Annotated in this window: 18 protein-coding genes and 4 pseudogenes; 10 read left to right on the top strand and 12 right to left on the bottom strand. The window is 62.9% G+C overall.

Annotation, left to right across the window (positions count from 1 at the left end; all coding sequences use genetic code 11):
- Positions 1-4 precede the first annotated feature (4 nt).
- The 3 genes and pseudogenes from C7W88_RS15415 to C7W88_RS15405 form a co-directional block, all read right to left on the bottom strand.
- Positions 5-1,230 (bottom strand): annotated as a pseudogene (locus C7W88_RS15415) (acyl-CoA dehydrogenase family protein).
- 11 nt (positions 1,231-1,241) lie between these two features.
- A pseudogene (locus C7W88_RS15410) lies at positions 1,242-1,978 on the bottom strand (SDR family NAD(P)-dependent oxidoreductase).
- Positions 1,979-2,097: 119 nt separating this feature from the next.
- The gene (locus C7W88_RS15405) at positions 2,098-4,521 is read right to left on the bottom strand and encodes a TonB-dependent receptor (RefSeq protein WP_240344705.1); all 2,424 of its coding nucleotides are present in this window, start codon (positions 4,519-4,521) and stop codon (positions 2,098-2,100) included.
- A 149-nt stretch (positions 4,522-4,670) separates the two neighbouring features.
- Here C7W88_RS15405 and C7W88_RS15400 point away from each other — a divergent pair, with 149 nt between their 5' ends.
- The 3 genes from C7W88_RS15400 (at position 4,671) to C7W88_RS24385 (ending at position 6,468) form a co-directional block, all read left to right on the top strand.
- Positions 4,671-5,720, top strand: a complete 1,050-nt coding sequence (locus C7W88_RS15400) for an AraC family transcriptional regulator (RefSeq protein WP_118074218.1) — start codon at positions 4,671-4,673, stop codon at positions 5,718-5,720.
- 328 nt (positions 5,721-6,048) lie between these two features.
- Positions 6,049-6,327, top strand: a complete 279-nt coding sequence (locus tag C7W88_RS23160; RefSeq protein ID WP_205525317.1) for a hypothetical protein — start codon at positions 6,049-6,051, stop codon at positions 6,325-6,327.
- A 9-nt stretch (positions 6,328-6,336) separates the two neighbouring features.
- Complete coding sequence (locus C7W88_RS24385) at positions 6,337-6,468, top strand: hypothetical protein (RefSeq protein ID WP_255418784.1); 132 nt, start codon at positions 6,337-6,339, stop codon at positions 6,466-6,468.
- A gap of 15 nt (positions 6,469-6,483) precedes the next feature.
- On the opposite strand, the pseudogene C7W88_RS24845 reads toward C7W88_RS24385, so the two are convergent.
- Positions 6,484-6,669, bottom strand: a pseudogene (locus C7W88_RS24845) (LysR family transcriptional regulator); the annotation flags it as partial.
- Between the two features lie 100 nt (positions 6,670-6,769).
- Between C7W88_RS24845 and C7W88_RS15390 the strand changes: the two are divergent.
- The 6 genes from C7W88_RS15390 to C7W88_RS15365 all read left to right on the top strand — a co-directional run bounded on the left by C7W88_RS15390 (position 6,770) and on the right by C7W88_RS15365 (position 13,411).
- The gene (locus C7W88_RS15390; protein ID WP_118074216.1) at positions 6,770-8,317 is read left to right on the top strand and encodes an acetyl-CoA acetyltransferase; all 1,548 of its coding nucleotides are present in this window, start codon (positions 6,770-6,772) and stop codon (positions 8,315-8,317) included.
- Complete coding sequence (locus tag C7W88_RS15385) at positions 8,304-9,521, top strand: CaiB/BaiF CoA-transferase family protein (protein WP_240344704.1); 1,218 nt, start codon at positions 8,304-8,306, stop codon at positions 9,519-9,521. Before C7W88_RS15390 ends, C7W88_RS15385 begins: the two co-directional genes overlap by 14 nt.
- Before the next feature lie 142 nt (positions 9,522-9,663).
- Positions 9,664-11,610: a TadE/TadG family type IV pilus assembly protein gene (locus C7W88_RS15380; RefSeq protein ID WP_118074811.1), complete on the top strand. Its 1,947-nt coding sequence runs from the start codon at positions 9,664-9,666 to the stop codon at positions 11,608-11,610.
- A complete protein-coding gene (locus tag C7W88_RS15375; protein ID WP_118074214.1) occupies positions 11,607-12,191 on the top strand; it encodes a TadE/TadG family type IV pilus assembly protein in 585 nt (194 codons plus the stop codon). The genes C7W88_RS15380 and C7W88_RS15375 overlap by 4 nt, the downstream gene beginning before the upstream one ends.
- Positions 12,185-12,853, top strand: coding sequence for a TadE/TadG family type IV pilus assembly protein (locus tag C7W88_RS15370; RefSeq protein ID WP_118074213.1), 669 nt, complete (start codon positions 12,185-12,187; stop codon positions 12,851-12,853). Before C7W88_RS15375 ends, C7W88_RS15370 begins: the two co-directional genes overlap by 7 nt.
- Before the next feature lie 126 nt (positions 12,854-12,979).
- A complete protein-coding gene (locus tag C7W88_RS15365) occupies positions 12,980-13,411 on the top strand; it encodes a CHRD domain-containing protein (protein WP_118074212.1) in 432 nt (143 codons plus the stop codon).
- Positions 13,412-14,285: 874 nt separating this feature from the next.
- Here the strand turns inward: C7W88_RS15365 and C7W88_RS15360 are convergent.
- The 5 genes and pseudogenes from C7W88_RS15360 to C7W88_RS15345 form a co-directional block, all read right to left on the bottom strand.
- Positions 14,286-15,515 (bottom strand): argininosuccinate synthase, encoded by a 1,230-nt coding sequence (locus C7W88_RS15360; protein WP_118074211.1) that lies wholly within the window; start codon positions 15,513-15,515, stop codon positions 14,286-14,288.
- Positions 15,516-15,617: 102 nt separating this feature from the next.
- Positions 15,618-15,794: a hypothetical protein gene (locus tag C7W88_RS22785; protein ID WP_162896088.1), complete on the bottom strand. Its 177-nt coding sequence runs from the start codon at positions 15,792-15,794 to the stop codon at positions 15,618-15,620.
- A 107-nt stretch (positions 15,795-15,901) separates the two neighbouring features.
- Positions 15,902-17,245, bottom strand: coding sequence for an aldehyde dehydrogenase family protein (locus C7W88_RS15355; RefSeq protein ID WP_118074210.1), 1,344 nt, complete (start codon positions 17,243-17,245; stop codon positions 15,902-15,904).
- Positions 17,246-17,360: 115 nt separating this feature from the next.
- Positions 17,361-18,877, bottom strand: a pseudogene (locus tag C7W88_RS15350) (acyl-CoA carboxylase subunit beta).
- A gap of 81 nt (positions 18,878-18,958) precedes the next feature.
- The gene (locus C7W88_RS15345; RefSeq protein ID WP_118074209.1) at positions 18,959-20,233 is read right to left on the bottom strand and encodes a cyclopropane-fatty-acyl-phospholipid synthase family protein; all 1,275 of its coding nucleotides are present in this window, start codon (positions 20,231-20,233) and stop codon (positions 18,959-18,961) included.
- A gap of 136 nt (positions 20,234-20,369) precedes the next feature.
- On the opposite strand from C7W88_RS15345, the gene C7W88_RS15340 reads away from it, so the two are divergent.
- A complete protein-coding gene (locus C7W88_RS15340; RefSeq protein ID WP_118074208.1) occupies positions 20,370-22,418 on the top strand; it encodes a S46 family peptidase in 2,049 nt (682 codons plus the stop codon).
- Positions 22,419-22,469: 51 nt separating this feature from the next.
- Here the strand turns inward: C7W88_RS15340 and C7W88_RS15335 are convergent, their stop codons facing one another.
- The 3 genes from C7W88_RS15335 to C7W88_RS24835 form a co-directional block, all read right to left on the bottom strand.
- The gene (locus C7W88_RS15335) at positions 22,470-22,844 is read right to left on the bottom strand and encodes a glycine zipper 2TM domain-containing protein (protein ID WP_118074207.1); all 375 of its coding nucleotides are present in this window, start codon (positions 22,842-22,844) and stop codon (positions 22,470-22,472) included.
- A gap of 213 nt (positions 22,845-23,057) precedes the next feature.
- Positions 23,058-23,594, bottom strand: a complete 537-nt coding sequence (locus tag C7W88_RS24840) for a porin (RefSeq protein ID WP_370073147.1) — start codon at positions 23,592-23,594, stop codon at positions 23,058-23,060.
- A gap of 11 nt (positions 23,595-23,605) precedes the next feature.
- Entirely contained in the window at positions 23,606-24,505 is a 900-nt protein-coding gene (locus C7W88_RS24835; protein WP_370073146.1) for a porin, read from the bottom strand.
- Positions 24,506-24,513: the final 8 nt, after the last annotated feature.

The raw sequence follows: 24,513 nt of genomic DNA, 5'->3' as shown, positions 1-24,513 counted from the left end.
TCCTTCAGCGGGCGTGCGAGGCGACGTATTCGGCGATCTTGAGCTTGCCGAGCTGGCTCATGTGCACTTCCTCCGGGCCGTCGGTGAGGCGGACGTAGCGGTTGAGGGTGAAGAAGTAGGCCATCGGGCCGTCCTCGCTGACGCCCATCCCGCCGTGGACCTGGATCGCGCGGTCAGCGACCTGCTGTGCCATCGACGGCGCGACCACCTTGATCGCGGCGATCAGGTCTCGCGCTTCCTTGTTGCCCTTGCGATCCATCGCATCGGCCGCCTTGAGCGTTAGCAGCCGGGCCATTTCCACCTCGCAGAAGGAGCGGGCGACGTCCTGCCGCACGCTCGACTGGTCAGCAAGCTTCTTGCCAAAAGCGACGCGGCTGTCGGCGCGCCGGGCCATCCATTCGAGCGCGCGCTGCGCCTGGCCGATCGAGCGCATGCAGTGGTGGATGCGGCCGGGCCCAAGGCGCCCTTGCGCGATCTCGAAGCCGCGTCCTTCGCCAAGAACCATGTTGGCGCGTGGCACGCGGACGTTGTCGAAGCGCAGTTCGACTTCGCCGCCCGGAGAATTGTGCGAGCCGAAGACCTTGAGGTGGCGAACCACGGTAACACCGGGCGTGTCGCGCGGGACGAGGATCTGCGAGTGCTGGCTGTGGCGCGGTCCGTCGAAGAAGGTCTTGCCCATGACGATCATCAGTTCGCAGCGGGGGTGCATGGCGTTGGAAATCCACCACTTGCGCCCGTTGATCACGTAGTCTTCGCCATCGGGGATGATCGAGAGTTCGAGGTTGGTGGCGTCGGACGAGGCGACCTGCGGTTCGGTCATCACGTAGGCCGAGCGGATCGTGCCTTCGAGGAGCGGGCGCAGCCAGCGCTCCTGCTGTTCGGGGCTGCCGAACTTGGCAAGAACTTCCATGTTGCCGGTATCGGGAGCGGAGCAATTGAATACCTGACTCGACCACGGCACGCGGCCCATGATTTCGGCCAGGGGCGCGTATTCCAAGTTGGTGAGGCCGGGTGACCATGCGCCATATTCATGGGGCAGGAACAGGTTCCACAGGCCGGTCGCGCGCGCCTTGTCCTTGAGCGGTTCCATCCCGGCCATTCGGCCCAGAGGTTCTGCTGGTCATGGACGAAGTCATAATAATCCTGTTCGGCCGGATAGATGTGCTCGTCCATGAAGGCTTCGAGGCGAGCGAGCAGGTCCTTGACCTTGTCGGTATGTTCGAAGTGCATCCGGAAATCTTTCAGAGCGAGAGGCCGCCGTCGACCACGAGAGTGTGGCCAGTGACGTAGGAAGCGAGCGGGGAGGCGAGGAAGATTGCGGCACCGGCCATGTCGGCAGGGGTGCCCATCCGGCGTTGCGGAATGCTGGCGAGCGCCCCCTCTAGGCGCTGCGGGTGGGCAGTGGTGACCTTGGTCAGCTTGGTGTCGACCAAGCCGGGGCGAGGCCATTGACGCGGATACCCTCAGACGCGAGCGCCTGCCCCAGCGTCTTGGTCAGGCTGATCGCGCCGGCCTTGGAGGCAGCATAGGCGGGGTTGCCGATATTGGCCTTGAGACCGGAGATCGAGCTTACGACGATGATCGAGCCGCTGCTTTCGGCAAGCTGCGGGCGGAACTTCATCGAACAGTGCATCACGCTGTCGAGATTGACGGCCATGACCTTGTCCCAGCCTTCCCGCGCGAATTCTCCGCGCTTGTAGACGACGGTGCCTTGGCAAAGGACGAGCACATCGAGGCTGGAAGCGGGGAACGGGGCGGCCGCGATGGCATCAGGATCGCCGACATCGACGCAGGTGTAACCGAGACCGGAGAGATCGGACCCTTCGGCAGGATCGTAGTCTTCCGTCCTCGGCCGGGTTCCCCAGACGTGGACCGTGGCACCGCGTTCGCGGAAGGCGTGGGCGATGCCGTTGCCAATGCCGCTGGAGCCGCCGACGACAAGGACATGCCTGCCGGTGAAGTCTGTATCGTCGATCATCATTCTCCCTTTCGGCCGCTGCATGCGACTCTGTGCAGTCAGCTTAATGGCCCATTCGCCACGCAAAAGACCCTCGCCATCTTTCGAAAGCGAGGGTCTTTGCATCCATTCCTGCGAGGTCAGAACGAAGCGCGGACGCGGATGCCGTAGGTGCGTGGCGAGCCCGGATAGGCGTTCTGATCGCCGGTCTGGAGCGGCGTCGGGAAGGACTGGGTGAACCACGTCTTGTCGAACAGGTTCTGCACCCAGCCTTCGATCAGCAGGCCGGTCTTGGGCAGCTTGAACCCGAGATTGGCGTTGACCAAGGTCACCGCGCCCTGTTCGGCCGAAGTGGCCGTGCTGATCAACTGGCGGCTCTGGTACTGCGCCTGCACGCGGGCCAGCACGCTAAGGTTGTCGTTGACCGGCTGGTCCAGGTTCAGCGTGGCATTGCCGGAGAACTTCGGGCTGAAGCGGAAGCGCGAGCCCGACAGGACCGGGTCGATGTTGCTATCCTTGCCGTACTGGGCATGCGGGATCCACGTGCCATCGAGGCCGAGCGTCAGGCTGTCGGTGATCTGGAACAGGTTCTCGATTTCGAGGCCGTAGTCCTTTGCCGACTTGGCATTGAGCACGGTGAAGCGCAGCCCGATGAACTGCGCGATCTGGAGATCGGACAGGTCATAGTAGAAGAAGGCGATGTTGGTGCGGGCGCGTCCGTCGAGGTACTGGAACTTGCCGCCGACTTCGAATGCGTTGACCTTCTCCGGCTTGTAGCGCGGGTTGAGCGGGGCCTGTGCCGGCGCATTGCCGAAGAAGCCGATGCGGATGGCGGCGGGCAGGGCATTGTAGACAGCCGCGTTGTTGATCAGCGTGCCCGCCGCGTTGACGTCCATGTTGACGCCGCCCGCCTTGAAGCCGCGGTTGTACGTTGCATAGAGCATGATATCGTCGTTTGGACGGTACTGAAGGCCAAGAGTGCCCGAAAGCGCCTTGTTGGTCGTCGTGGCGTCGTATGCCGGCGACGGGGCGATGCCGAGCAGGGTGAACACATCCGTCGGGTTCGGGCGATAGAAGGCGTTGTTGAAGAAGCCGCGCTTCTTCTCGATCGAGTAGCGCACGCCAGCGATGACGTTGAACTTGTCGTTCACCGCGAAATCGAGGTGGGCAAAGCCTGCATAGGACTTGGCCGTGCCGCCCATGCGCTCGGTGGTCCACGTGCCGGGGGCGGCGTTAGCGGTGCCCGGCGCGACGCCGAGGCTGGCGAAGATCGCATCCCAGTAGAACTGCGCCTGGTTGGCCCAAGGCAGGCTGCGCCCCATCTTGAGCTTCTCGTCCGAGAAGAACAGGCCGAAGACCGCCTCGGCGTTGAGCGCCGGAATCTTGGTGTTGTAGGTCAGTTCCTGCGAGATGAAGCGGCTGGAGAAGCTTTCGTTGTAGCGGAAGATGTCAGCGCCCGAGAAATCAGGGTCGAGATCGCGCTGGTCGACGGTGAACTTGCGCACAGCCGTGACGGACTTCAGCGTCCCTTCGCCAACCTGAGCGTCGATCAGCATGGTGCCGCCGTAATCCTCGATCTCCTGCTGGCCGTTGCCATTCAGGGTCTGCTCGAACTTGGAAGGATCGCGCGCGGGCAGCTTGCGGCCGGTCGGCGTCATCGACGAGGCCGGGATCAGGCCGGCAAGCACGCCGAGGAACTGCTGGCTGCTGGCCGGCTGGTAGAGCGTCAGCAGGTCGATAATCGGCTGGGTCGGACCATCAATGAACGCCGAGGTGGCGTAGCAGCAGTTGCCCTGGCTGTGTGAGTAATCGCCGATCAGGCGGACGGTGAGATCCTCGCTCGGTTCGAACAGCAACTGCGCCTTGACCGCGCGGGTCTTGTTGTCGTTGAGGCTCTGGCCGGTGGTGCTGTCGGTAAAGAAGCCATCGGCCGATGAGGCGAGTCCGGCGATGCGGAATGCCACCTTGTCGGAAAGCGGAGCGTTGATGGCGCCGCGGGCAATCAGCGTATCGTAATTGCCGTAGGTCACTTCAACGGCACCATTGACGTCGTTGAGCGATGGCGATGCCGAGGCGAGCAACAGCGCGCCGGCAGTAGTGTTCTTGCCGAACAATGTGCCCTGCGGGCCGCGCAGCACCTGCAGGTTGTCAATGTCGAGGAAGTTCTGCAGCGCCGCTGCCGCGCGGGTGCGATAGACCCCGTCGATGAAAACGCCGACCGAACCTTCGAACGAGCGGCTGTTGCCGGTCGTGCCAAGGCCACGGATGATGAGGTTCGCGCTCGACGTTGCGATGTTGGTGACGCGGAAGCTGATCGAGGGGCTGATGGCCTGAATGTTGGCGACGTTTTCGACGCGCGCCTGCGCGAGGGTTTCGGCGTTGGCCGCCGTTATCGCGATCGGCACGTCTTGAAGGTTCTCGGTCCTGCGCTGCGCCGTCACGATGATTTCGGCGAGGCCGGTGGCAGACTGCTCCTCGGCCTGCTGGGCGTGCGCGAGGTTCGGCACGGCGGCCGAGGCGACGATTGCGGCCAGTGCTGCGTTACGCAAGTACAATGCTTTCAAGGCTGCCTCCCATGCGCCGCCTTGTGGCGGCTGTAATTGGTGTTCCAGACGCTGTCCTTGACTGGACAGAAGCTGGCTGCAGCGGCATTGTGCGTTTAATCGCTTAATTGATCTTGACGGATCGCGGCACACTATTGTCAGATTGCATCATGATGGAATCGGAAACCGGTCTCGCACATTCCAGCGCCATGCGTCAGTTCGCCCACTTCGCGGAGGTTTCAGGGCTCGACCTTAGAAGCCTTTGCCCTCCTGACGTGTTCGCCCACGTGGAACAGGCCAACGAGGCGGAATGGCTGCCGGCAAGCGCCCATGTCGACGTTCTGCAGGCAGCTGCGATCGCATCGGGCCGCGAGGACCTCGGCGTGGCGTTCTCGATGTGGTGCAACGTGCGCGGCTTTGGCCCGATCAGCCTGCTGTGGGATCATTGCACCACGCTCGACGAGGCGACCCGGATAACGCGACGCTACATGCACCTCGAAAGCGCGGCGATGCGTTCGAGCACTGACATCACCGGCCATGAGGCGGCCTTGCGCCATGTGCTCATGGTTCCGGCACGGTTCGGCGGTTCCCAATTCCTGCAGGCTACGCTGACGCTCCAGTTGCGCATCACGCGAATGCTGCTTGGCGAGGAGTGGACGCCGATCAGGCTGGAGCTGGATCATCCGGCGCCGCAGAGTTCGCGATACCATCAGGCGGTGTTCCGCTGTCCGATCGAGTTTGGATCCGATCGCTGCGCGCTGGTCTTCCGCAAGTCTGACCTGCATCGGCCTTCGCAGCGAGCCAATCCCAACATGGTTCGCTACCTTGAGAGGCAGTTGGCCCAGGCCGACAGCCAGTGGCCCGGCGACCTGATGCAGCAGGTGCGCTACTTCATCGCCACCAATCTCACCGAGCGGCGCGCAAACCTGCCTCATGTCGCGGGGCTTGCCGGTCTTTCGCCGCAGAGCCTTCAGCGCCGCCTCGCGGAACGGGGCACGAGCTTTGCGGTCATTCTCGAACAGGTACGCAAGCACACTGCCGACGAGTACTTCCGCACTGCGCGAAGGCCCAACCTGACCGAACTGTCGCATCGCCTGGGCTATACCGATGCCAGCGCGGCAAGCCGCTTCCTGCGCCAGCATATGTCGACCGGAGCGCGGGCCCTGATGGCGCAAGCGCGCCCGCGCAAGGGCCCCGACGGTCAGTCGATAAATGCCTGAGGCACAAGCGATTCTGCAATTTTCCAAAGCTGCTCCTCGCTCGCCCGCGCATGTGGCGAGAGCTGCGCAGAACCGCCAGCTCCGTGACGACGGAAAGGCCTGCGACGGGCCTGTAGACCACGTTCCCATGATCTCTGGGGCGAAATTGCGCTATGGAGATCGCCGGGATGCGATACTCGCGGCAGTATCGCTCCAGCGCAAAGGCGTGCGCTTCGGGCGGGAGGAAGCCTGTCGCCCCGGCAGCTGACAGCCACGTCGATATTGGTTGGTACAGCCTTTTGCCGTGCAGCGGTGCGAGCATCGCGATGACCGATCCGGACAAGGCGGCTTGGGGCACGACGTCGAACCGGGCGAGCGGATGCTCTTGCGGAATGGCAAGGCCGATCGGTTCGCGGCTCAGCGTCAGGCGGGGCAGGCCATCGGGAATTTCAAGTTCGCCGCATTGCTGGCGCGCCATGTCGGCCAGATACTTGTCATGAGGCACGACCGCGGCAACGACCAAGGCAAGGTCGACGGTGCCCTTGATCAGGCCTTCGCACAGGGAATAGGCAAAGTCGTTGTCCACCCGCAGCGATATGTCCGGAATCTCGCGCGCGATCGCCGATAGCAGCGCCCCATGCTGCGGCAGCTCGAACGTATAGATCGGCGCTCCGAGGACGATCCGGCGATCAGGGCGGTCCCGCCAGGCAGCGAGCTGCGCGGCGAAGGCGTCGGCCTGGGCGACGAAAGTGCCGGCCTGGTCGAGTAGCGCCCTGCCAACCGGTGAAAGTTGGACCGCGCGCGTCGTCCGGTCGAACAGACGCTGGCCGATCTGTTCTTCTAGCTTGCGGATCTGCGCAGACAGGCTGGGCTGCGTCAGGTTCATGCGCTTCGCCGCGCGGCCGAAGCTGAGTTCCTGCGCAAGTGCGAGGAAGCAACGGATCGCTTTCACATCAACATCGGACTGCATCGCGTCTATATATTCGGAATCACTATAAATCGAAAGATTAAATCGATTGGACGCTGCGACCGAGCGCTCCTAGCCTGCCGAAAAAGCAGGAAAGGATGCCATGCCCCTGTCGGAAAACACCCCGGTCATTGTCGGGGTTGGCCAGTTCGTCGAACGGATCGACGAGCCCGGATATGTCGGCCTGTCGTTTGCCGATCTTGCGGCTGCGGCAGCCCGCGCGGCTCTTGCCGATACGCAAGCAGGTCCGGCGGTCGCTGCGCTGGTGCAAGCGGTCGGTTCAATCCGGACGTTCGAGGAATCAGGCGCCATGCAGGTTCCGTTCGGCCGGGCCGACAAGCTGCCGCTGGCAGTTGCCCGAAGGCTTGGCATCAAGCCTGAGGTCGCGATCCTCGAGAAGGTGGGGGGACAGTCTCCGCTGGCCCTGCTGGCCGATCTTGGGAATCGCATCGCGGCAGGTGCCGTGTCCGCAGCCTTGATGTTCGGCAGCGAGGCGATTTCGACGGTGCGCCATCTCGTGGCCAAGGGTGAGATGCGGGACTGGGCCGAGAGCGATGACCCCGATGCGATGGGTGTGCAGTGGATCGACAAAGGCCTGGGCTTTGAAGGTACGCTTTCGGCCACTAGCATAGCCCATGGCATTCGCGCACCGGTTACGGCCTATGCCTTGTGCGAGAATGCGCGCCGAGCGCGGCTGGGGCTGTCGCGCGAAGCCTATGGCCGCGAAATGGGGAACCTGTTCGCGCCGTTCACGAATGTTGCGGCAGGAAATCCCTACAGCGCAGGCGCGGTCAAGCCGATGAACGCCGCGGAGATTGCCACCCCCGGCGAGCGCAACCGGATGATCTGCGATCCCTATCCGCTGAAGCTCGTCTCCCGCGATCAGGTGAACCAGGCAGCGGCGCTGGTGGTGATGTCGGCCAAGGCGGCGCGCGGGGCCGGAGTGCCCGAAGACAGGTGGATCTATCTTCATGGGGCCGCCCTGGCCAACGAGCGAGAACTGCTGGAACGGCCGGATATCGGGGCCTATCCCGCTGCAAATGCTGCCATCGCCGCCGCGCTGTCGCAGGCGAACGCCACCGCGGACGCAATCGCAGCGTTCGACTTCTACTCCTGCTTCCCCGTTCCGGTGTTCAATGCCGCGATAGACGGGCTGGGCCTTGCGGCAGACGATCCGCGCGGTCTGACAGTTACCGGCGGCCTTCCCTACTTCGGCGGCGCGGGCAACAACTACTCCACCCATGCGCTGGCGAGCATGGTCGAGGTCTTGCGCGGCAAGCCTGGAGCCAAGGGTCTGGTTGGCCTGAACGGAGGCTTCCAGTCCAAGTATGGTGCAGCGGTACTGTCCAGCGAACCGCGTGAATGGCCGGGGTGCCAGAGTGCGGAACTGCAGGCGCAACTTGATGCCGTGCCGATGGCCACCATGGCGGTTGCAGCGCAAGGGCAGGGCCGCATCGGCACATTTACGGTGATTTTTGCCAAAGGCGTGCCCGAGCAGGCCATCGTGATCGGCGAACTCGACACAGGTGGGCGCTTCGTTGCCACCACGCGCGATGCCACCACCGTTGCCACGATGCTGGAGAGCGATCCGCTCGGCAGGCGCGTCGTGATTACGCCTGGTGACAAGAGAAACAGCTTTGCGTTTGACTGAAGGGACAGGGCAGGTGGCGGAAAATCCAGTTCTCCTTGAGGGCATCCGCGTTGTCGATCTGACAACCGTGGTCTTCGGCCCTTATGCCACCCAGATCATGGCGGATCTCGGCGCAGACGTGATCAAGGTCGAGGCGCCCGGCATTGGCGATGCGTTTCGCTGGTCGGCAAGAGCAGCGGTGACGCCGGGCATGGCACCGGCATGGATGGCGCTCAACCGTGGCAAGAAGTCCGTTGCCCTCGACCTGAAGGACGAGGCCGACCGCGCCATCATGCTCAAACTGCTGCGCGATGCAGACGTGTTCGTGGTGAACGTGCGGGGCAAGGCGCTCGAGCGGATCGGGCTGGATTACGAGGCGGTCAAGGCCGTCAATCCCGGATTGATCTACGTCCATTGCGTCGGCTTTGGTCAGGACGGTCCCTATGCCGACCTGCAGGCCTACGATGACGTGATCCAGGCGGCGACCGGCACGGCGACGCTGTTGCCTCGTGTCGATGGCAACCCGCGCCCGCGCTATCTCCCGTCGCTGATCGCCGACAAGGTGGCAGGCCTGCATGCCGCCTATGCAGCAATGGCCGCTATCGTGCACAAGCAGCGGACAGGCGAAGGGCAAAGGGTGGAAGTGCCGATGTTCGAGGTGTTTTCAAGCTTCATGCTGCTTGAACACCTTGGCGGCAAGACGTTCGACCCACCCAACGGGCCTGCGGGCTATGCACGACAGATCGATCCCGATCGCCAGCCTTTCCCGACAGCCGATGGCTGGATCAGCATCGTTGCCTATACCGACGATGCCTGGATACGCATCTTCGCGCTGCTCGGGCAGCCGGACTTCCTGGATCAGGAGCACCTCTCGACGCCGCAACTTCGGTTGAAGGCCCAGCCCGAACTGTATCAGGCGATAGCGCGGTTCACCCCAGCCTTGCCGACTGCGGAGATCTTGGCGCGGTGCCATGCAGCCCAGATCCCCGCGCAAGCGGTACGCGATCTGGCCGACGTGATGGATGATCCGCATCTGCAGGAGACAGGGTTCTTCCGCCGACGCCAGCACCCGGTGGAGGGCGCATACTTCGAGCAGGCCGCTCCGGTGCGTTTTGCGGTGTCCGGAAATGGTAAACCGGCACTCTTCCCGCCAGTGGCCGGTGCCAACAGTGAGGAGGTCAGGGTTCACGGATGGCAGGCTTTTTCAGCCACTAAAGATGGTTAAAATATGTGTTTGTTTCTATTGATAAAACTACGGATTAAATACGACTAAAGCTCCTATGAATTCCCGATAAAGGTAAGGTTCTGGAAACCGTCTTGAGCCGCTTTAGCCAGTGTCAGCGATGGCAAGGGCAAAGCGGGACGGCATGGCGAGGTTCATCAGAAGGCTTTTTGCGAGCACTGGCGGCAGCGTTCTGCCGATCGCTGCTGCCAGCGTGCCGGTCATCGTCGCGCTGATCGGCGGCGGGCTTGATATCAACCGGGTCTACAAGGCGCGCAACCGGCTGCAGACGGCTTGTGATGCTGGCACACTCGCCGGACGACGCGCCGTTACGACCAACGGCTATGACACGGCCGCGCGGAATCAGGCAAACGCCTACTTCAATACCAACTTCGTGGAAGGTGAGCTTGGTGCGACCGGGACAACATTCACCACGGCATCGGCCAACAACGGCAATCTGATCTCGGGCACGGCTTCGACGACGGTTCAGACGGCAGTGATGAACCTGCTGGGCGTGGAAACGATCCCGGTCAGTGTGGCCTGCAGCGCCACGATGGGCGTGGGCAACAGCGACATTACCATGGTGCTCGATACCACCGGCTCCATGGGCAACACGCTGTCCGGCACCAGCCAGACCCGCATCCAGGCGCTGCGCGTGGCAATGAAGAACTTCTACGATACGGTTGCCACGGCCACGCAAGGTTCGAACGCACGCATCCGATATTCGTTTGTACCCTACAGCTCGTCGGTGAACGTCGGGCGCCTGATCTATAATCTGGACCCGGCTTATCTGGCCGACACGTGGCAAATCCAGTCCCGCGAACCAGTTTACAATACCATTACCGAGCAGGTTTTCACAGGCTGGGCTGCACCGGTCAACACCAGCGAACAGACCTATTCGACCGAGATTGTCGGCAGCACCTCACAGTACAGTTCAACGAACTACACCTCGCAAGCAAATTGCAACAATGCGCGCCCTGCCGACCTCGCATGGGCCAACAATGGCAATGCCACGACCAGCAGCTCGACCGTCACCAATGGCAGCGGACAGCAGGTCGTGACCACGACGACGACGCAGCCGCAACGCAAGACGACTTACCTTTGCCAGCAGACCAACAACAATCGCTGGCGGGTGTTCTCGTTCAACACCACCCGCAACTACATCATGCGCAGCTATGCCACCTCCGATCCCATCTACGAGACACGTACCCGCCAGGAGTTTGCCAGCTGGGCGTACAAGGAAGTCAGCGTAGATACGAGCGTCTACAAGACCTTCGCAGCCGTCAGCAAACCCAACGGCACCAGCGGCGCGGCAGCAAGCTATACCTGGGGCGGCTGCATCGAGGAGCGCGAGAGCGACGCTACAGACAGCATCAGCTATTCGAGTTCTGACGGCATGTCGCCGTCTACCGCGCTTGACCTCAATGTTGACATGGTGCCGGACGACGACCCCGACACGAAGTGGGGGCCGATGTGGCCCGAGCTTGCCTATTATCGGACAGTATCTAACTGGCAGGGTACATTCCTGACCAACGCGGTGCAGACTTCCCAAGGTAGCCGAGCTACTTCCAAGTGCCCTTACCAAGCGCAACTGCTGTCAACGATGAACCAGTCGGCGTTTTATTCCTATGCGGACTCGTTGATCGCAGACGGATCAACTTATCATGACCTTGGCATGCTGTGGGGACTGCGGCTGAGCTCGCCGCAGGGGCCGTGGGCAGACACCGTGAACATTGCGCCCACCAACGGTGGCAAGGTTTCGCGCCACATCATCTTCATGACCGACGGGCTGATGGAGCCGAGCAACACGATCCAGTCGAGCTATGGCATAGAATGGCACGACCGCAGGGTGACCGACGATGGCGTGAGCAATCAGGCGGCCCGGCACACGCTGCGCTTCCGCGCCCTTTGCGATAACGCCAAGGACAAGGGGTTCCGCGTGTGGGTTATCGCCTTCGCTTCGAGCCTCACTTCGGACCTGACCTACTGCGCATCGAGCAACAGCTCGTTTCTGGCCACCAACGCTACACAGCTGAACAGCGCCTTTCAGGAAATCGCGAAGAACGTGGGCGAATTGCGGGTGTATCAATGAAGAAACTTCTTACACTGCACGGCGAGAACGGCGGCGTCACCACCATCGAGTTCGCGTTTGTGGCTCCGGCGTTCCTGCTGGCGCTGGTGGGTTGCCTCGACCTTGGCCAAATGGTTTACGCCAAAGGTGTCCTGGATGGCGCGGTCGAGAAGGCTGCACGCGATTCCACGCTGGAGACCGGCGACACCTCCGTTGCCGACGCCAAGGTGATCAGCGCCATGCGGCCGATCGTGCCCGGCGCGCAGGTGACTTCCACCCGAAAGAGCTATTACGACTTTGCCCGCACCAACAAGGGCGAGCCGCTAGACGACAAGAACGGCGATGGGGCGTGCTCGCCGGGCGAGGGGTATACGGACGAGAACGGCAACGGATCGTGGGACGAAGACCTGGGGCGGTCCGGCAATGGCGGCGCGAACGATGTGATCGTCTATACGGTGCGGGTGCAATACGATCCCGTGTTCGCCGTGCCCATCGTGCCGCTTGACTGGAGCCGGCGCGAGATCACCGCCATTGCTGTGAAGCGCAACCAGCCTTTCGCTCTGCAGGACGGCAGCTACGGCTCGACTCCGCGCGTATGCTGAGGACAGTTTCCGCCAAACTAGGCCGTTGTGCCAAACGTCTCGCTCGGGATCGCTCGGGCGTTTCCGTTGTCGAGTTCGCGATCATCACGCCGTTCATCCTGTCGATCGCGCTCTACGGGCTCGAAGTGGCCTACATGAACTCTGTCGACATGAAGATCAGCGAGATCGCGCTCTCGCTGGCGGACAATGCTTCGCGCATCGGGCAGACTGACAACAGCGTGGTCACGCCGACAGTCAGTGAAGGCGATATCAACGAGGTCATGCGTGGCGCGCAGGAGCAGGCAGCAGGCCTTGATTTCGCGGCCCGGGGCAGGATCATTCTCTCAAGCCTTGAACGCGATGCCGCAACGGGGAAGCAGTACATCCGCTGGCAGCGCTGCTACGGGCGGCTATCGCGGCAATCCGCTTATGGCAATGACAGCACGCGCAACGGGTTGAACGGTACGGCGCTGGCCGGAATGGGAAGCGGGCCGACCAAGATCACGGCGTCGGCCAACAGCGCGGTGATGTTTGTCGAAGTCTACTATCAGCATCAGGGGCTGATGGGTGATCTGTTCGTCGACAATCCCGTGATGCGCAAGGAGGGAGCATTTCTGATCCGCGACAACCGCAACCTCACGCCGGGGGTTACCGGAACAGGCGGGGCCTATCCCTGTGGCTGAGCGGAGCCAGAACTGACAGCTTGCGCGCAATCAATTTCCGCAAGTGCCAGGAGGGTGTAGTCTGGCGGAGCGGCCTGCAGTCAGGCGGAGTCGCTTGAGAACGGGCCGAAACAGGGAGAGATCGCGATGAAGCATGCAGACGTCGCAGCGATGACCGCTATGATTGCCCTGGCCGCAGGAGCGACCAGCCCGGCTGTGGCCAAGCCGGTAACACTCGTCGCCACGCTTGGCGGCGCTGCCGAGACGGCGGGCGGCGATCCCGATGGCATGGGCGGCTTCAAGGCCGACGCCGATGACGAGACTGGCGATTTCTGCTTTACCTTGTGGGCCGACAAGATCGCCAAGCCGACCATGGCCCACGTCCATGAAGGCACTGCCGGCAACGACGGCAAGCCAGTCGCCACGATCGACGTGACCGGCAAGGACAGCGACGATTGCATCGCGATGGAACCTGAACTTCTCAAGAGGATCGTCGCTGCGCCGGGAGGGTACTACGTCAATGTCCATACCGCCGATTTCCCGAAGGGTGCGGTGCGGGGGCAGCTTGAGGTGAAGTGACGCGCCTGCTCGCTCCACAGGTTGGAGGTCGCGCGGGAGAACAGCAAATGGGGGCCAGCATTGCTGCCGGCCCCCACTCTACGTCCGTTCCGGCTTGTCTGGTCGCGGCTGGCTTCGACCATTTCGCGCTGGGCTGTCATTGCTGACGGCCAAACGCTGCCTGGCGTTGCCTGACGGAGCGCGCTTTGCGCTTGGCGGTCGTCGAGGCGGATGCCGTCCGGGGCGCGTAGCCCCTGGGCTGCTGCCGATCCGTGCTTTCGCACAAGGTCGCGCCGCTATCCGTCCTTTCGTCCGCCTGCGCCGGTCGAGTGCAGGCACTCCTCCGTCGCTCCGCATTTCCACGACCGTCCCGGTTGCTCTTGCAAGCGATCCGGTAAAGCCGTTCATGGGCGTTTCCCCTTCGGCCGGTGGCCCACTTCCGTCCAGACCGATATCTGGCCGGTTGGTTGCCCCCGTTCGGCGGGGTGAAATGCTGTCCGTCACCTTTGTCTGCGCCGCATCGCGCCGGATGGAGACCGAAGCCTGACCGCGCGCTGCACCGTGGAAAACGATGCCGTTTTGCATTCCTTGTCCGATCACGAAAGCCGCAGTTTCGCGCATCCGCAGATCAGCCCGAAGGTGCCTGCCGGTTGGTTACGCTGCAAACTGTCCGTGTTCGTGCCGTTGTGCACTTAATCCTGAAAGTTCAGGTCTTTAAGTCCTGATTTCCAAGGTTTTGTGCACTCTCGACATGTAAAAGCTGCGCCTCATCCCTGAGTCGCGCAAGCGAAAAGTGCGGGAGTTATCCACAGTCCCGCACTCTTCGGTGGATAGTTATTGTGCAGCGCCGAAGCGCAGCAATCAGCGGCCTTGCTGGGCCAGAAGACGCAAGCGTTTACTGGTTTCTCTGCGCCAAAAGGCGCAACCGGAGCGCATTCAGCTTGATGAAGCCGGCTGCGTCCTTCTGGTCATAGGCACCGGCATCGTCCTCGAACGTCACGTGGCGTTCGGAGTAGAGGCTGTCGGGCGACTTGCGGCCAACGACCGAGGCATTGCCCTTGTACAGCTTGAGCCGGACCGTGCCATTGACCCGGGCCTGGCTGTGGTCGATCGCCGCCTGCAGCATCTCGCGCTCGGGGCTGAACCAGAAGCCGTTGTAGATGAGCTCTGCGTACTTGGGCATGAGCTCGTCCTTGAGGTGCGCCGCACCGCGATCGAGCGTGATGCTTTCGATCCCGCGATGGGCGCGCGCATATATCTCGCCGCCCGGCGTTTCATACATGCCGCGGCTCTTCATGCCCACGAAGCGGTTCTCGACGAGGTCGAGACGGCCGATGCCATGCTTGCGGCCAAGGTCGTTGAGCGCAGCCAGCAGGGTGGCCGGCGACATCGCCTGGCCATTGAGCGCAACGCCGTCGCCCTTTTCGAAGTCGATGGTGATGTATTCCGGGGTGTCCGGCGCGTCCTCGGGATTGACCGTGCGCGAATAGACGTAATCCGGGGTTTCTTCCCACGGATCTTCCAGAACCTTGCCCTCGGACGAGGTGTGGAGGAGGTTGGCGTCGGTCGAGAACGGGCTTTCGCCACGCTTGTCCTTGGGGACGGGGATCTGGTGCGCTTCGGCCCATGCGATCAGCGCGGTGCGGCTGGTGAGGTCCCATTCGCGCCACGGGGCGATGACCTTGATGCCGGGTTCGAGCGCATAGGCCGACAGTTCGAAGCGAACCTGGTCGTTGCCCTTGCCGGTCGCGCCGTGGGCGACGGCGTCGGCGCCGGTTTCCCGCGCGATCTCGATCAGGCGCTTGGAAATGAGCGGGCGGGCGATCGAGGTGCCGAGCAGGTAGTCGCCCTCGTAACGGGCGTTGGCGCGCATCATCGGGAAGACGAAATCGCGCACGAATTCCTCGCGCAGATCATCGATGTAGATGTTGTCGTCGGGCACGCCCATCAGCTTGGCCTTGGCGCGCGCGGGCTCAAGCTCCTCGCCCTGGCCGAGGTCGGCGGTGAAGGTCACCACTTCGCAGTTGTAGGTGACCTGCAGCCACTTGAGGATGACGGAAGTGTCGAGGCCGCCGGAATAGGCGAGGACGACCTTCTTGATATCTGCTTTGTCAGGACCGGACATGGGCGGAGCGACTCCCCTTGAATAACGCGCCGCGCGCCTAACAGGCGGGGGGCAGGGGTGCAACCAAAGCTTGAATACCCTGCCTCACCGAGACCTCCGGGCTCAGGGATCGAGTGATCTGAGAAGTTCGCATACGCTCGCGCTGAGGGCGTGCATCTTGAGTTCGTCCGCCAGCATCAGCGACTGGTAGAGGTGGTGGCGAAGTACGTCGGTGGTGATCTCGGCGACGCCCTCTACCAGATTGGCAGCGCTTGCTGCGTGATAACTCAATGCCGACACGAGGCGCCTCCCAAGACGAAGGCGGCGGAATGGTGCGCCGCCGCCTTTGCACCGTTTGGTGCAGCAACCTCCGGAGTTGCGTGTGGTTCCGAGGCTTGGGGCCTGGCTCAGCTGTGCCGGTAGATCGCGCGCTCGTGGCTGAAGCACTTGAAGCCGAAGTATCCGTGATAGCTACCCATGCCGCTGGTGTTCACGCCGCCGAACGGCAGGTTGTTCTCAAGGTAGTGCGAGAACACGCCATTGACGGTTACGCCACCTGACGAGGTGCGGGCGAGGACCTTCTCGATGTTGTCCTCGTCCTTGCTGTAGACGTAGAGCGCCAGCGGCTTGTCGCGTGCCTCGATGTAGCCGATGGCCTGGTCGAGGGTGTCGTAGGTCATCACCGGGATGACCGGGGCGAAGATTTCGTCCTGCAGGATCGTCATCTGCGGTGTCACGTCGGTCAGCATCGTCGGGTGGACGGTAAGGTCAGCGGCTTCGAACGTGCCGCCAACGGCAACGGTCGCGCCCTTGGCAACGGCATCGTCGAACATTGCCTTCACCCGGTCGAAGTTCGCCTTGTTGACGACCTGTGCGATGCTGTCCTTCTTCAGCGCGCCGCTTTCGTCATAGAGGTTCTTTGCGACGTTGGCGCGAAAGCCTTCCACCAGCGCAGCCTTCTTGTCTTCCTTCACGAACACGTAGTCAGGGCTGATGCAAGCCTGCCCGCCATTGAACTGCTTGGCAGCGGCAAGCTGCGCGGCGATCTGGTCGATGTCGGCGCTGTCGTCGACGATGACCGGAGACTTGCCACCGAGTTCCAGAGTCACGCTGGTGAGGTGCTTGGCGGCGGCGGCCATGACGATCCTGCCAACGCGGGGGCTGCCGGTGAAGAAGATGTGGTGGAAGGGCAGGTCCAGCAGGGCAGTTGCCACCGAAACGTCGCCTTCGAACAGCGCCACGTCCCTTTCGTCGAAAGCTTCCTTGATGATGACCGAGGCGATCTTCGCCGTTGCCGGGCACAGGTCGGTCAGCTTGACGATGCAGGTGTTGCCGGCCGCAATGGCGGCGGCCACCGGGCCAAGTGCGAGGCCGAGAGGGAAGTTCCACGGCCCGAGGATCAGGCAGACGCCGCGCGCTTCATAGGCGATCTGCGCGCGGTCCGCGGGGTTCAGCGAGGTCTGGACTTCCGTCGGCTTCATCCACTCATCGAGATTGTCGATGTTGCGCTGGATGTTGGCGGTAACGTTGAGCACTTCGGTAACGCGGATTTCGCCCACCGGCTTGCGGGTGTCTTCCAGCACGGCTGCGACGATGTCGTCGGCGTGGGCTTCCACCGCAGCCTTGAGGCGCGCGAGCTTCTCCTTGCGCACATCGACGCTGGAGGCTTTTGCTTCCCACATATGGGACTGCTGGAGCGCGAAGACACGCTGGATTTCGGCGGAGAGGTCGGCTGCGGTAGGAGCGGTCATCGAAAGGCACCCTGCTGAGATTTGTTCGTTAGTCTTGCTAACGAACAGTCTCTTCGATGGCAACGTCTCGGCGAGTTTCATTCCATTGCCAGTGCCGCAGATTTCACCTGATGGCTCAGGGCAGGGTCCGCCAGGCCAGATCGGCGAATTCGCAGAGCAGGGGACGGGTGTCTCGTGGATCGATGATGTCTTCCACACCGAAACGCTCGGCGGTGCGGAAGGGTGAGCGCACCCGGTTCAGCCGGTCGCGGATGCTTTCGAGGTGCGCTGTCGGGTCCTCGGCTGCCTCGATCTCTGACTTGTAAGCCACTTCGATACCGCCTTCGATGGGCAGGCTGCCCCAGTCCCCCGATGGCCAGGCAAAGCGATACTGGAAGTTCTCCGCATTGCTCATCGCGCTGCCGGCGATGCCGTAGGCGCGGCGGACGATAACGGAGCAAAGCGGCACGGTAGCCTTGTAGATCGCATTCATCGCCTGCACGCCGTAACGGATCGTGCCGGTACTTTCGGCGGTGTGGCCGATCATGAAGCCGGGGTTGTCGACCAGGTGGACGATCGGCAGGCGGAACTGATCGGCGAGCTTGATGAAGCGTTCGGCCTTCTCGCTGCTGCGCGCATCCCATGATCCGCCGAGATAACTTGGATCGCTGGCCAGCACTGCCACAGGCCAGCCATCAAGCCGGGCAAAGGCGGTGATGACAGCGCGGCCCCACAGACGACCCATCTCGAACAATGAACCCCTGTCGACCACGGCGTCGAGCAGCCGGCGCATGGAGTAGACCTGCTTGGCCTCGCGCGGGACAAGATCGATCAGGAAGTCCTCGCGCCTTTCGGCCGGGTCTGTCGCGGCGGCGCGAGGGGCAGGGGCACCGACGTGGCTCGGCAGGTAGGAGAGGAACCGGCGGGCACGGGCGAACGCCTCGGCTTCGCTGGCAACTTCCTCATCGACCACGCCGTTACGGGTGTGGATGGCGCTGCCGCCAAGCTCTTCCTTGCTGCGGTCTTCACCGATGGCGGAAACGACTGCCGGGCCTGCAGCAAACAACTGGGAGAGGCCCTTGACCATGATCGAATAATGGCTGGCGACAACGCGCGCCGCACCAAGGCCAGCAGTCGGGCCGAGCGATAGAGCGACGACCGGCACGGTCTCGAGGTTCTTGACGACTTGGCCCAGCCGGGCGTGGCCGGGACGTAAGTCGCGCCAATGTCTTCGAGAGTCCGCACCGATCCGCCGCCGCCGGTCCCGTCGATCATGCGGATCAGCGGAATCTTCAGGGTGTGCGCCATCTGCTCGCACTGGATGAACTTGCGCGCGATGGCGGCGTCGGCTGCCCCACCGCGCACGGTGAAGTCATCTGCCGAGGCGACGACCGGGCGCTCTTCGATGTTGGCGCGGCCGAAAATCAGGTTGGAGGGGGCGAGATCGAGCAGTTCGCCGTCAGGCCCGTAGGAGCCTTTGCCGGCGATCTTGCCGATCTCGCGAAACGATCCGGCATCGACCAGCCCGGCAATGCGCGCGCGGGCATCGAGCTTGCCGCGGCCGTGCTGGCGTGCGACCTTTTCGACGCCGCCCATCTGCTCGGCCAGCGCCTCACGACGGCGCAGTTCCTCGACCTCGGGTTCCCAGCTCAAGCGATGTCCTCTCTGTTTATGAGAGGCAGTTCACTCGATTTGCCCCAACAGCGCAATCGCCATTGCTTGACGCATTCGCGCCTACTCCGCCGCCTTGCGCTCCAGATGCCATTCCGGCGCTTCGTCCAGAGCGGACAGTCGCGCCCATTCCTGCTGCATGTAGTCGCGGGTCATCGGCAGCGCGCTGCGACGCTTCACGCTCTGGATGTGGAAGTTGACCATGCCGCCGTGGCGGAAGCTTTGCTCGGCTCCGGCAAGGTAGAATTGCCACATGCGGAACAGGCGCTCGTCATAAAGCGCGACGATCTCCTCACGGTGCATGGTGGCGCGGCGGTACCATTCGGCCAGCGTATAGGCATAGTGGTAACGCAGGACCTCGATGTCGCCGACTTCCCAGCCGGTCTTCTCCAGTGCGGAAACCAGTTCGCTCATCGCCGGGATGTAGCCGCCCGGGAAGATGTACTTGCGCGTCCACTTGTCGGTCGTTCCCGGTGCGCCCTTGCGGCCGATCGTGTGGGTCAGCATGATCCCATCAGGATCGAGCAATTCGTTGGTCTTGGCGAAGTACTCGCCGAAATTGGGCGCGCCGACGTGCTCTATCATGCCGACGCTGGTGATGCGATCGAACTGGCCCTGCACATCGCGGTAGTCTATCAGCTGGAACTTGACCTTGTCGGCCACGCCGGCCTCCTCGGCGCGCTCCTGCGCGAACCTGATCTGGTCAGGGGCGAGGCTGACGCCCAGCACTTCGCAGCCGAAGTGACGGTTGAGATAGAGCGCCAGACCGCCCCAGCCGCAGCCGATGTCCAGCACACGCATCCCTGAACTCTGCCCCGGCACCAGCCGCAGCTTGGAGGCGATCAGCGCCTTCTTGTCGACCTGAGCTCGCTCCAGCGTGTTTTCCGGATCGCGGAAGTAGGCCATCGTGTATTGCCGGTCCTCGTCGAGGAACAGCTCGTAGAACTGGCGGGTCAGGTCGTAGTGGTGAACGACGTTCTTCGAGGCCTGCGCCCGCTGGTTGATCTGGTCGATGCGCGAGACGACCTTGGAAAGCGCCTTGCGGACCGGGCCCTTGCGGTCAATCCCGCCGGCGTTGCTGGCATTGCCCATGACGAACAGGACGAAATCGCGCACATCGTGCGGCGGTTCGATGACCATGCGTCCGTCCATGTACGCCTCGCCCGCGCCGACTCGCGGGTCCTTGGCGACATGCATGGCCGCGCCCTTGTCCGTGAAACGGATCTTCAGGGGCGGGGCGGATGGCTCGCCATAGGCATACTCCTTGCCATCATGATCGATTACGACAAGCTTACCCTTGCGGATCAGCCTTTTGAGCATCTGGTCTAGCAGCCACATGCACACAGGTTATGCGAAGCCGATCCTGTCGCAAGGCTTTATTGACGAACAGTGCATGTAACATTGTCACTTTAAAATCCGTTCATGTCGTGCAATGGTTAATGCGATTGCAATTGTAACTTTCAGGACCGGGTGCATGGCCAAGTTCCGTCTCGCTGCTTCCGCTGCGCTGCTGGCGTTGTCGTTCCATTCCTCGCAGGCGCTGGCCGATGAAGGCATGTGGACTTTCGATGCTTTCCCCACGGCCAGGATGCAGAAGGACTATGGCTGGGCACCAGATGCCAAGTGGCTTGGCCGCGTGCAGGCCGCTGCGGTGCGCCTGACCGGAGGGTGCTCGGCCAGCTTTGTTTCGCCCGAGGGGCTGATCCTGACGAACCACCATTGCGTCGTCGAATGCGCGCAGGACAACTCCACCGACAAGCGCGATCTCCTGAAGGACGGCTTCGTGCCCACCCGGCGCGAGGAGGAACTCAAATGCCCGGGCCAGCAGGCCGAGGTCGTAACCGCGATTTCCGACGTGACCGCGCGGGTCAAGGCGGCGATCGGCGCTTCGACTGGCGAAGCGCTGGTCAAGGCGCGCGATGCCGAAGTGGCGCGGATCGAGAAGGACGGGTGCAAGGACGGCAAGACCACGCGCTGCGAGGTGGTGACGCTGTTCGGAGGCGGGCAGTACAAGCTCTATACCTACCGCAAGTATTCGGACGTGCGGCTGGCCTGGGCGCCGCAGTTCCAGGCAGCCTTCTTCGGCGGCGACCCCGACAATTTCAATTACCCGCGCTATGCGCTCGATGCCGCGTTCCTGCGGGCTTACGAGAATGGCAAACCGGTTCCAACTCCTGCCCATCTCTCATGGAACTCTCGCGCGCCGAAGGTAGGCGAAGCGACGTTCGTGGTGGGCAATCCGGGTGCAACGCAGCGGCTATTCACCACCGACCAGATCGCCTTCCAGCGTGAGGTTGGACTTCCGCTGACCACCACGATCCTGTCCGAACTGCGCGGGCGCCTGATCGCGGCCATGGACGAAAGCCCGCAGCAGAAGCGTGAGGGCGCTGACGAACTGTTCGGCATCGAGAACAGCCTCAAGGTCTATATCGGGCGGCAGAAGGCGCTGAACGATCCGGCGTTCCTCAGGATGCTGGGCGATGCCGAGGCGGACCTGAAGGCGAAGACCATGGGCAAGCCGGGAATCGGCGATCCTTGGGCGGATACCGCCAAGGCAGTGCAGGCCTATCGCGACATCTATGTGCCGTGGCGTTTCATCGTGCCGCACTCGGCGCTGATGGATCAGGCCATGAAGCTGGTGCAGGGCGCGGCAGAGCGGGAGAAGCCCAACGCCGAGCGTCTGCCGGAATTTCGCGATTCCAGCCTCGAACTCACCGCCAAGACGCTGCTCGACGAGGCCCCGGTCTATCCGTGGATGGAGCAACTGGAGCTGGCATGGAGCCTGTCGAAGGCGCGCGAGTATCTCGGCGCCGACGATCCCGACACCCGGCTCCTGCTTGGCAAGGAATCGCCGGAGGGCCTGGCCGAGCGGCTGGTAGGCGGCACGACGCTGGCCGATCCGGCCGCACGCAAGGCGCTGTGGGAAGGCGGGCGCAAGGCTATCGAGGCACCGTCCGACCCGATGATCGTCTATGCCCGCAAGATCGACGCACGCGAGCGGGAACTGAAGAAGCTGGTGGACGAACGCTATGCCGGACCTCTGGCCGAGGCGGGAGCCCGGCTCGCCGATGCGCGGTTCATGGCCTATGGCAACAATGTCTATCCCGACGCCACGTTCACGCTGCGCATCAGCTATGGGAAGGTCGAAGGCTGGAAGGAGCGCGGGCAGGACGTTGCGCCGGTCACCACCATCGGCGGCGCATTCGACCGTGCGACAGGCGCCGAACCCTTCGATCTGGCCAGTGCATTTGCAGCGAACGAGGCGAAGATCGACAAGTCCTTGCCGTTCGATTTCGTCACGACCAACGACATCATTGGCGGCAACTCAGGCTCGCCGGTAATTGACCGCAACGGCAGCGTGATCGGCGCGGCGTTTGACGGCAATATCCATTCGATCGGTGGCAACTACGGCTATCAGGGCGCGTTAAACAGGACCGTTGTCGTGAGTACGGCAGCAATCCAGCATGCCTTGGAAGTGATCTACCCGGCGCCGGCGCTGGTCAAGGAACTGGTCCACAAATAGCAAAAGGGGCGGCTCCGCAGAACCGCCCCAATATGTCTGGCTGCAATCCGCTCAGCGGCAGCGACCGCCGCTGCGTTCGATCTCGCGACCGAGCAGCGCACCACCGGCTGCGCCGAGGATCGTGCCGAGCGCACGATCGCCGCGCGTGTCGATGGCACGGCCCAGAAGCGCGCCGCCGGCGGCGCCGATGATCAGCCCGGTCGTGCCGTTGCTGCGCTTGCAATAATAGCGACCGTCGCGACCGCGCCAAACCGTATCGCGGCTGCTGATGCGGCGCGGCTCGAGATAGCGACCGCGGCTGTCATAGATGCGGTCATGCTTGGCCCGATGACCGTGAGCCGGAGCCCAGTGCGGGGGATCTGCCAGGGCCGGTGCAGCGGGAAGGGCGATAGCCGCCAAGGTTGCGGCCAGAATGGTCTTTCTCATGGGATGCTCCCGTAGTCGAAACTATGCTTGCAGTTCGGTTGAACCGATTTGCTGCGACAACGGCGATCCTTGCGGCACGATCCACAACGTCGGATGAACGGGCGAGGCTTGTGCGCGGCAAGCGACGACCCGCCTTTGGCCTGCGATAAACGGACGTCAGCGGGTAGCCATTCCTTCGGTGCCGGAGTGCCCGATACCCTCAGGAGCGAGAGTTCAGTAGTTCCACTGCACCTGCGCCCGGATCACGTCGCCCTTGGCCTGCCCGGTCCGTCGTTCGTCTGCTTCGGTACGGGAAACATTGGCGTAGTTGAGCGTCACTTCCAGCTCCTTCAGCGGGAGCCATTCGACGCCCACCTCATACTCGTCGGTTTCGAGGCGGGGTGCGTTGATCGCGCTCTTCCAGCCACCGCGATACTTCTGCCAGCGTGCGAACGGAATGAGCTGGCCGATCGGGGTTTCCGGCATCCGGTACATGGCCATGACATAGCCGCCGGACGCGCGCTGCGAACGGATTGCGCCAAGCGTGCGGTCCCACTGTGGTGCAGTCCCGAAAGTCCATTCGGCCTGAATGCCGAAAGGCTTGGGATAGATCATGCCGTGGAAGTTTACGTGGTTGTCGTCATAGGAGATCGTCGAAACGCCACCGGCGCGGATTTCCGGGCGGAACTGGTTGCGCATCGCGGTCACGCCGAATTCCGCGACCTGCCCGTCAAGGCCAATGCCGTCGAGCCGGAACGGCATCGTAGCCATGGCAACCGTCATCAGCCCGCCGTTGCGTTCAACCTTGTTGATGCCCTGCCCGTTGTAGGCGGCAAGCGCGAAGGCGCCGTAATTGCCGAACAGCTTCTGGCCATCCTGGGTAAGCTCGTCCCAGATCTTCTGGATCTTCGGGGGGTATAGTAGAGCACGACGCCCAGATCACGTTCGCCGGGAACAGGGGCGTTGATCGCATCAGTACGATCCAGCGGCACACGGTTCGACGAGCTCTGGAGGTTTTCCCAGCCGTAGGGCACTTTCGATTGGCCAAGGCGCACCTTCAGGGTCTTGGCCTTGTCGAGGAACACGTCGGCATAGGCATCGCGCATCTGGAAGAAATGCTGGCGCGATTCATTGGCCGACTGGTTGCTGACCGCAGCGGCCATATCGCCCTGCATATAGAGCGAGACGCGGTCGGAGATGTCTCCCTGCACGACAAGGCGCGCGCGGCGAAGCGTGAAGTTTCCGTTCTCGCTGATCCCGCTGTCCTGCACTGAACGCAGGCGCGATACGCCCGCAGGCGCGTTCTTCGGGCCGCCGACGATCTCGTTCATGCGCATCTGGGTGTAGCCGCGGATCATCAGCTTCTCGTGCCAGGCCTTCTTCTTGGGCGCAGGCTTGGCCTCGGGCGTCGCTGCAGCAAGCACTACCGGTTGAGCGGCGGCGGTGCCGGTTTGCGATGAGGCTGTCGTGGCTGGGGCCGAAGTTGCAGCAGGGGCAGAAGCAGCCATTTGCGGAGCAGCCTGGGCGGCCTGCATGGCCTTGACGATGGCCTTCAGCTCATCGACCTGGCGCTGAAGATCGGCGATCTTTGCGTCCTGATCTTCCGCCGCTGCCGCGACTTGCGGTGCAGACAGGAAGACGGTTGCTGCCAACGCCGCCTTGAACGCCTTGCTTGCCGACACTTTGCTTC

It is taken from the genome of Novosphingobium sp. THN1 (assembly GCF_003454795.1).
GTDB lineage: Bacteria > Pseudomonadota > Alphaproteobacteria > Sphingomonadales > Sphingomonadaceae > Novosphingobium.
Note: the sequence above shows the minus strand (reverse complement) of the source record. Positions and strands in the feature narration are given on the sequence as shown.

Bases quoted from the DNA above. Each gene is read 5' to 3' on its own strand.
- C7W88_RS24840 (WP_370073147.1), bottom strand. From the start codon at position 23,594: ATGGCTACGATGCCGTTCCGGCTCGACGGCATTGGCCTTGACGGGCAG.
- C7W88_RS15345 (WP_118074209.1), bottom strand. From the start codon at position 20,233: ATGTGGCTGCTAGACCAGATGCTCAAAAGGCTGATCCGCAAGGGTAAG.
- C7W88_RS15360 (WP_118074211.1), bottom strand. From the start codon at position 15,515: ATGTCCGGTCCTGACAAAGCAGATATCAAGAAGGTCGTCCTCGCCTAT.
- C7W88_RS15355 (WP_118074210.1), bottom strand. From the start codon at position 17,245: ATGACCGCTCCTACCGCAGCCGACCTCTCCGCCGAAATCCAGCGTGTC.
- C7W88_RS15390 (WP_118074216.1), top strand. From the start codon at position 6,770: ATGCCCCTGTCGGAAAACACCCCGGTCATTGTCGGGGTTGGCCAGTTC.
- C7W88_RS15370 (WP_118074213.1), top strand. From the start codon at position 12,185: ATGCTGAGGACAGTTTCCGCCAAACTAGGCCGTTGTGCCAAACGTCTC.
- C7W88_RS15380 (WP_118074811.1), top strand. From the start codon at position 9,664: ATGGCGAGGTTCATCAGAAGGCTTTTTGCGAGCACTGGCGGCAGCGTT.
- C7W88_RS24385 (WP_255418784.1), top strand. From the start codon at position 6,337: ATGCTGCGGCAGCTCGAACGTATAGATCGGCGCTCCGAGGACGATCCG.
- C7W88_RS15340 (WP_118074208.1), top strand. From the start codon at position 20,370: ATGGCCAAGTTCCGTCTCGCTGCTTCCGCTGCGCTGCTGGCGTTGTCG.
- C7W88_RS15400 (WP_118074218.1), top strand. From the start codon at position 4,671: ATGATGGAATCGGAAACCGGTCTCGCACATTCCAGCGCCATGCGTCAG.
- C7W88_RS15375 (WP_118074214.1), top strand. From the start codon at position 11,607: ATGAAGAAACTTCTTACACTGCACGGCGAGAACGGCGGCGTCACCACC.
- C7W88_RS15365 (WP_118074212.1), top strand. From the start codon at position 12,980: ATGAAGCATGCAGACGTCGCAGCGATGACCGCTATGATTGCCCTGGCC.
- C7W88_RS15335 (WP_118074207.1), bottom strand. From the start codon at position 22,844: ATGAGAAAGACCATTCTGGCCGCAACCTTGGCGGCTATCGCCCTTCCC.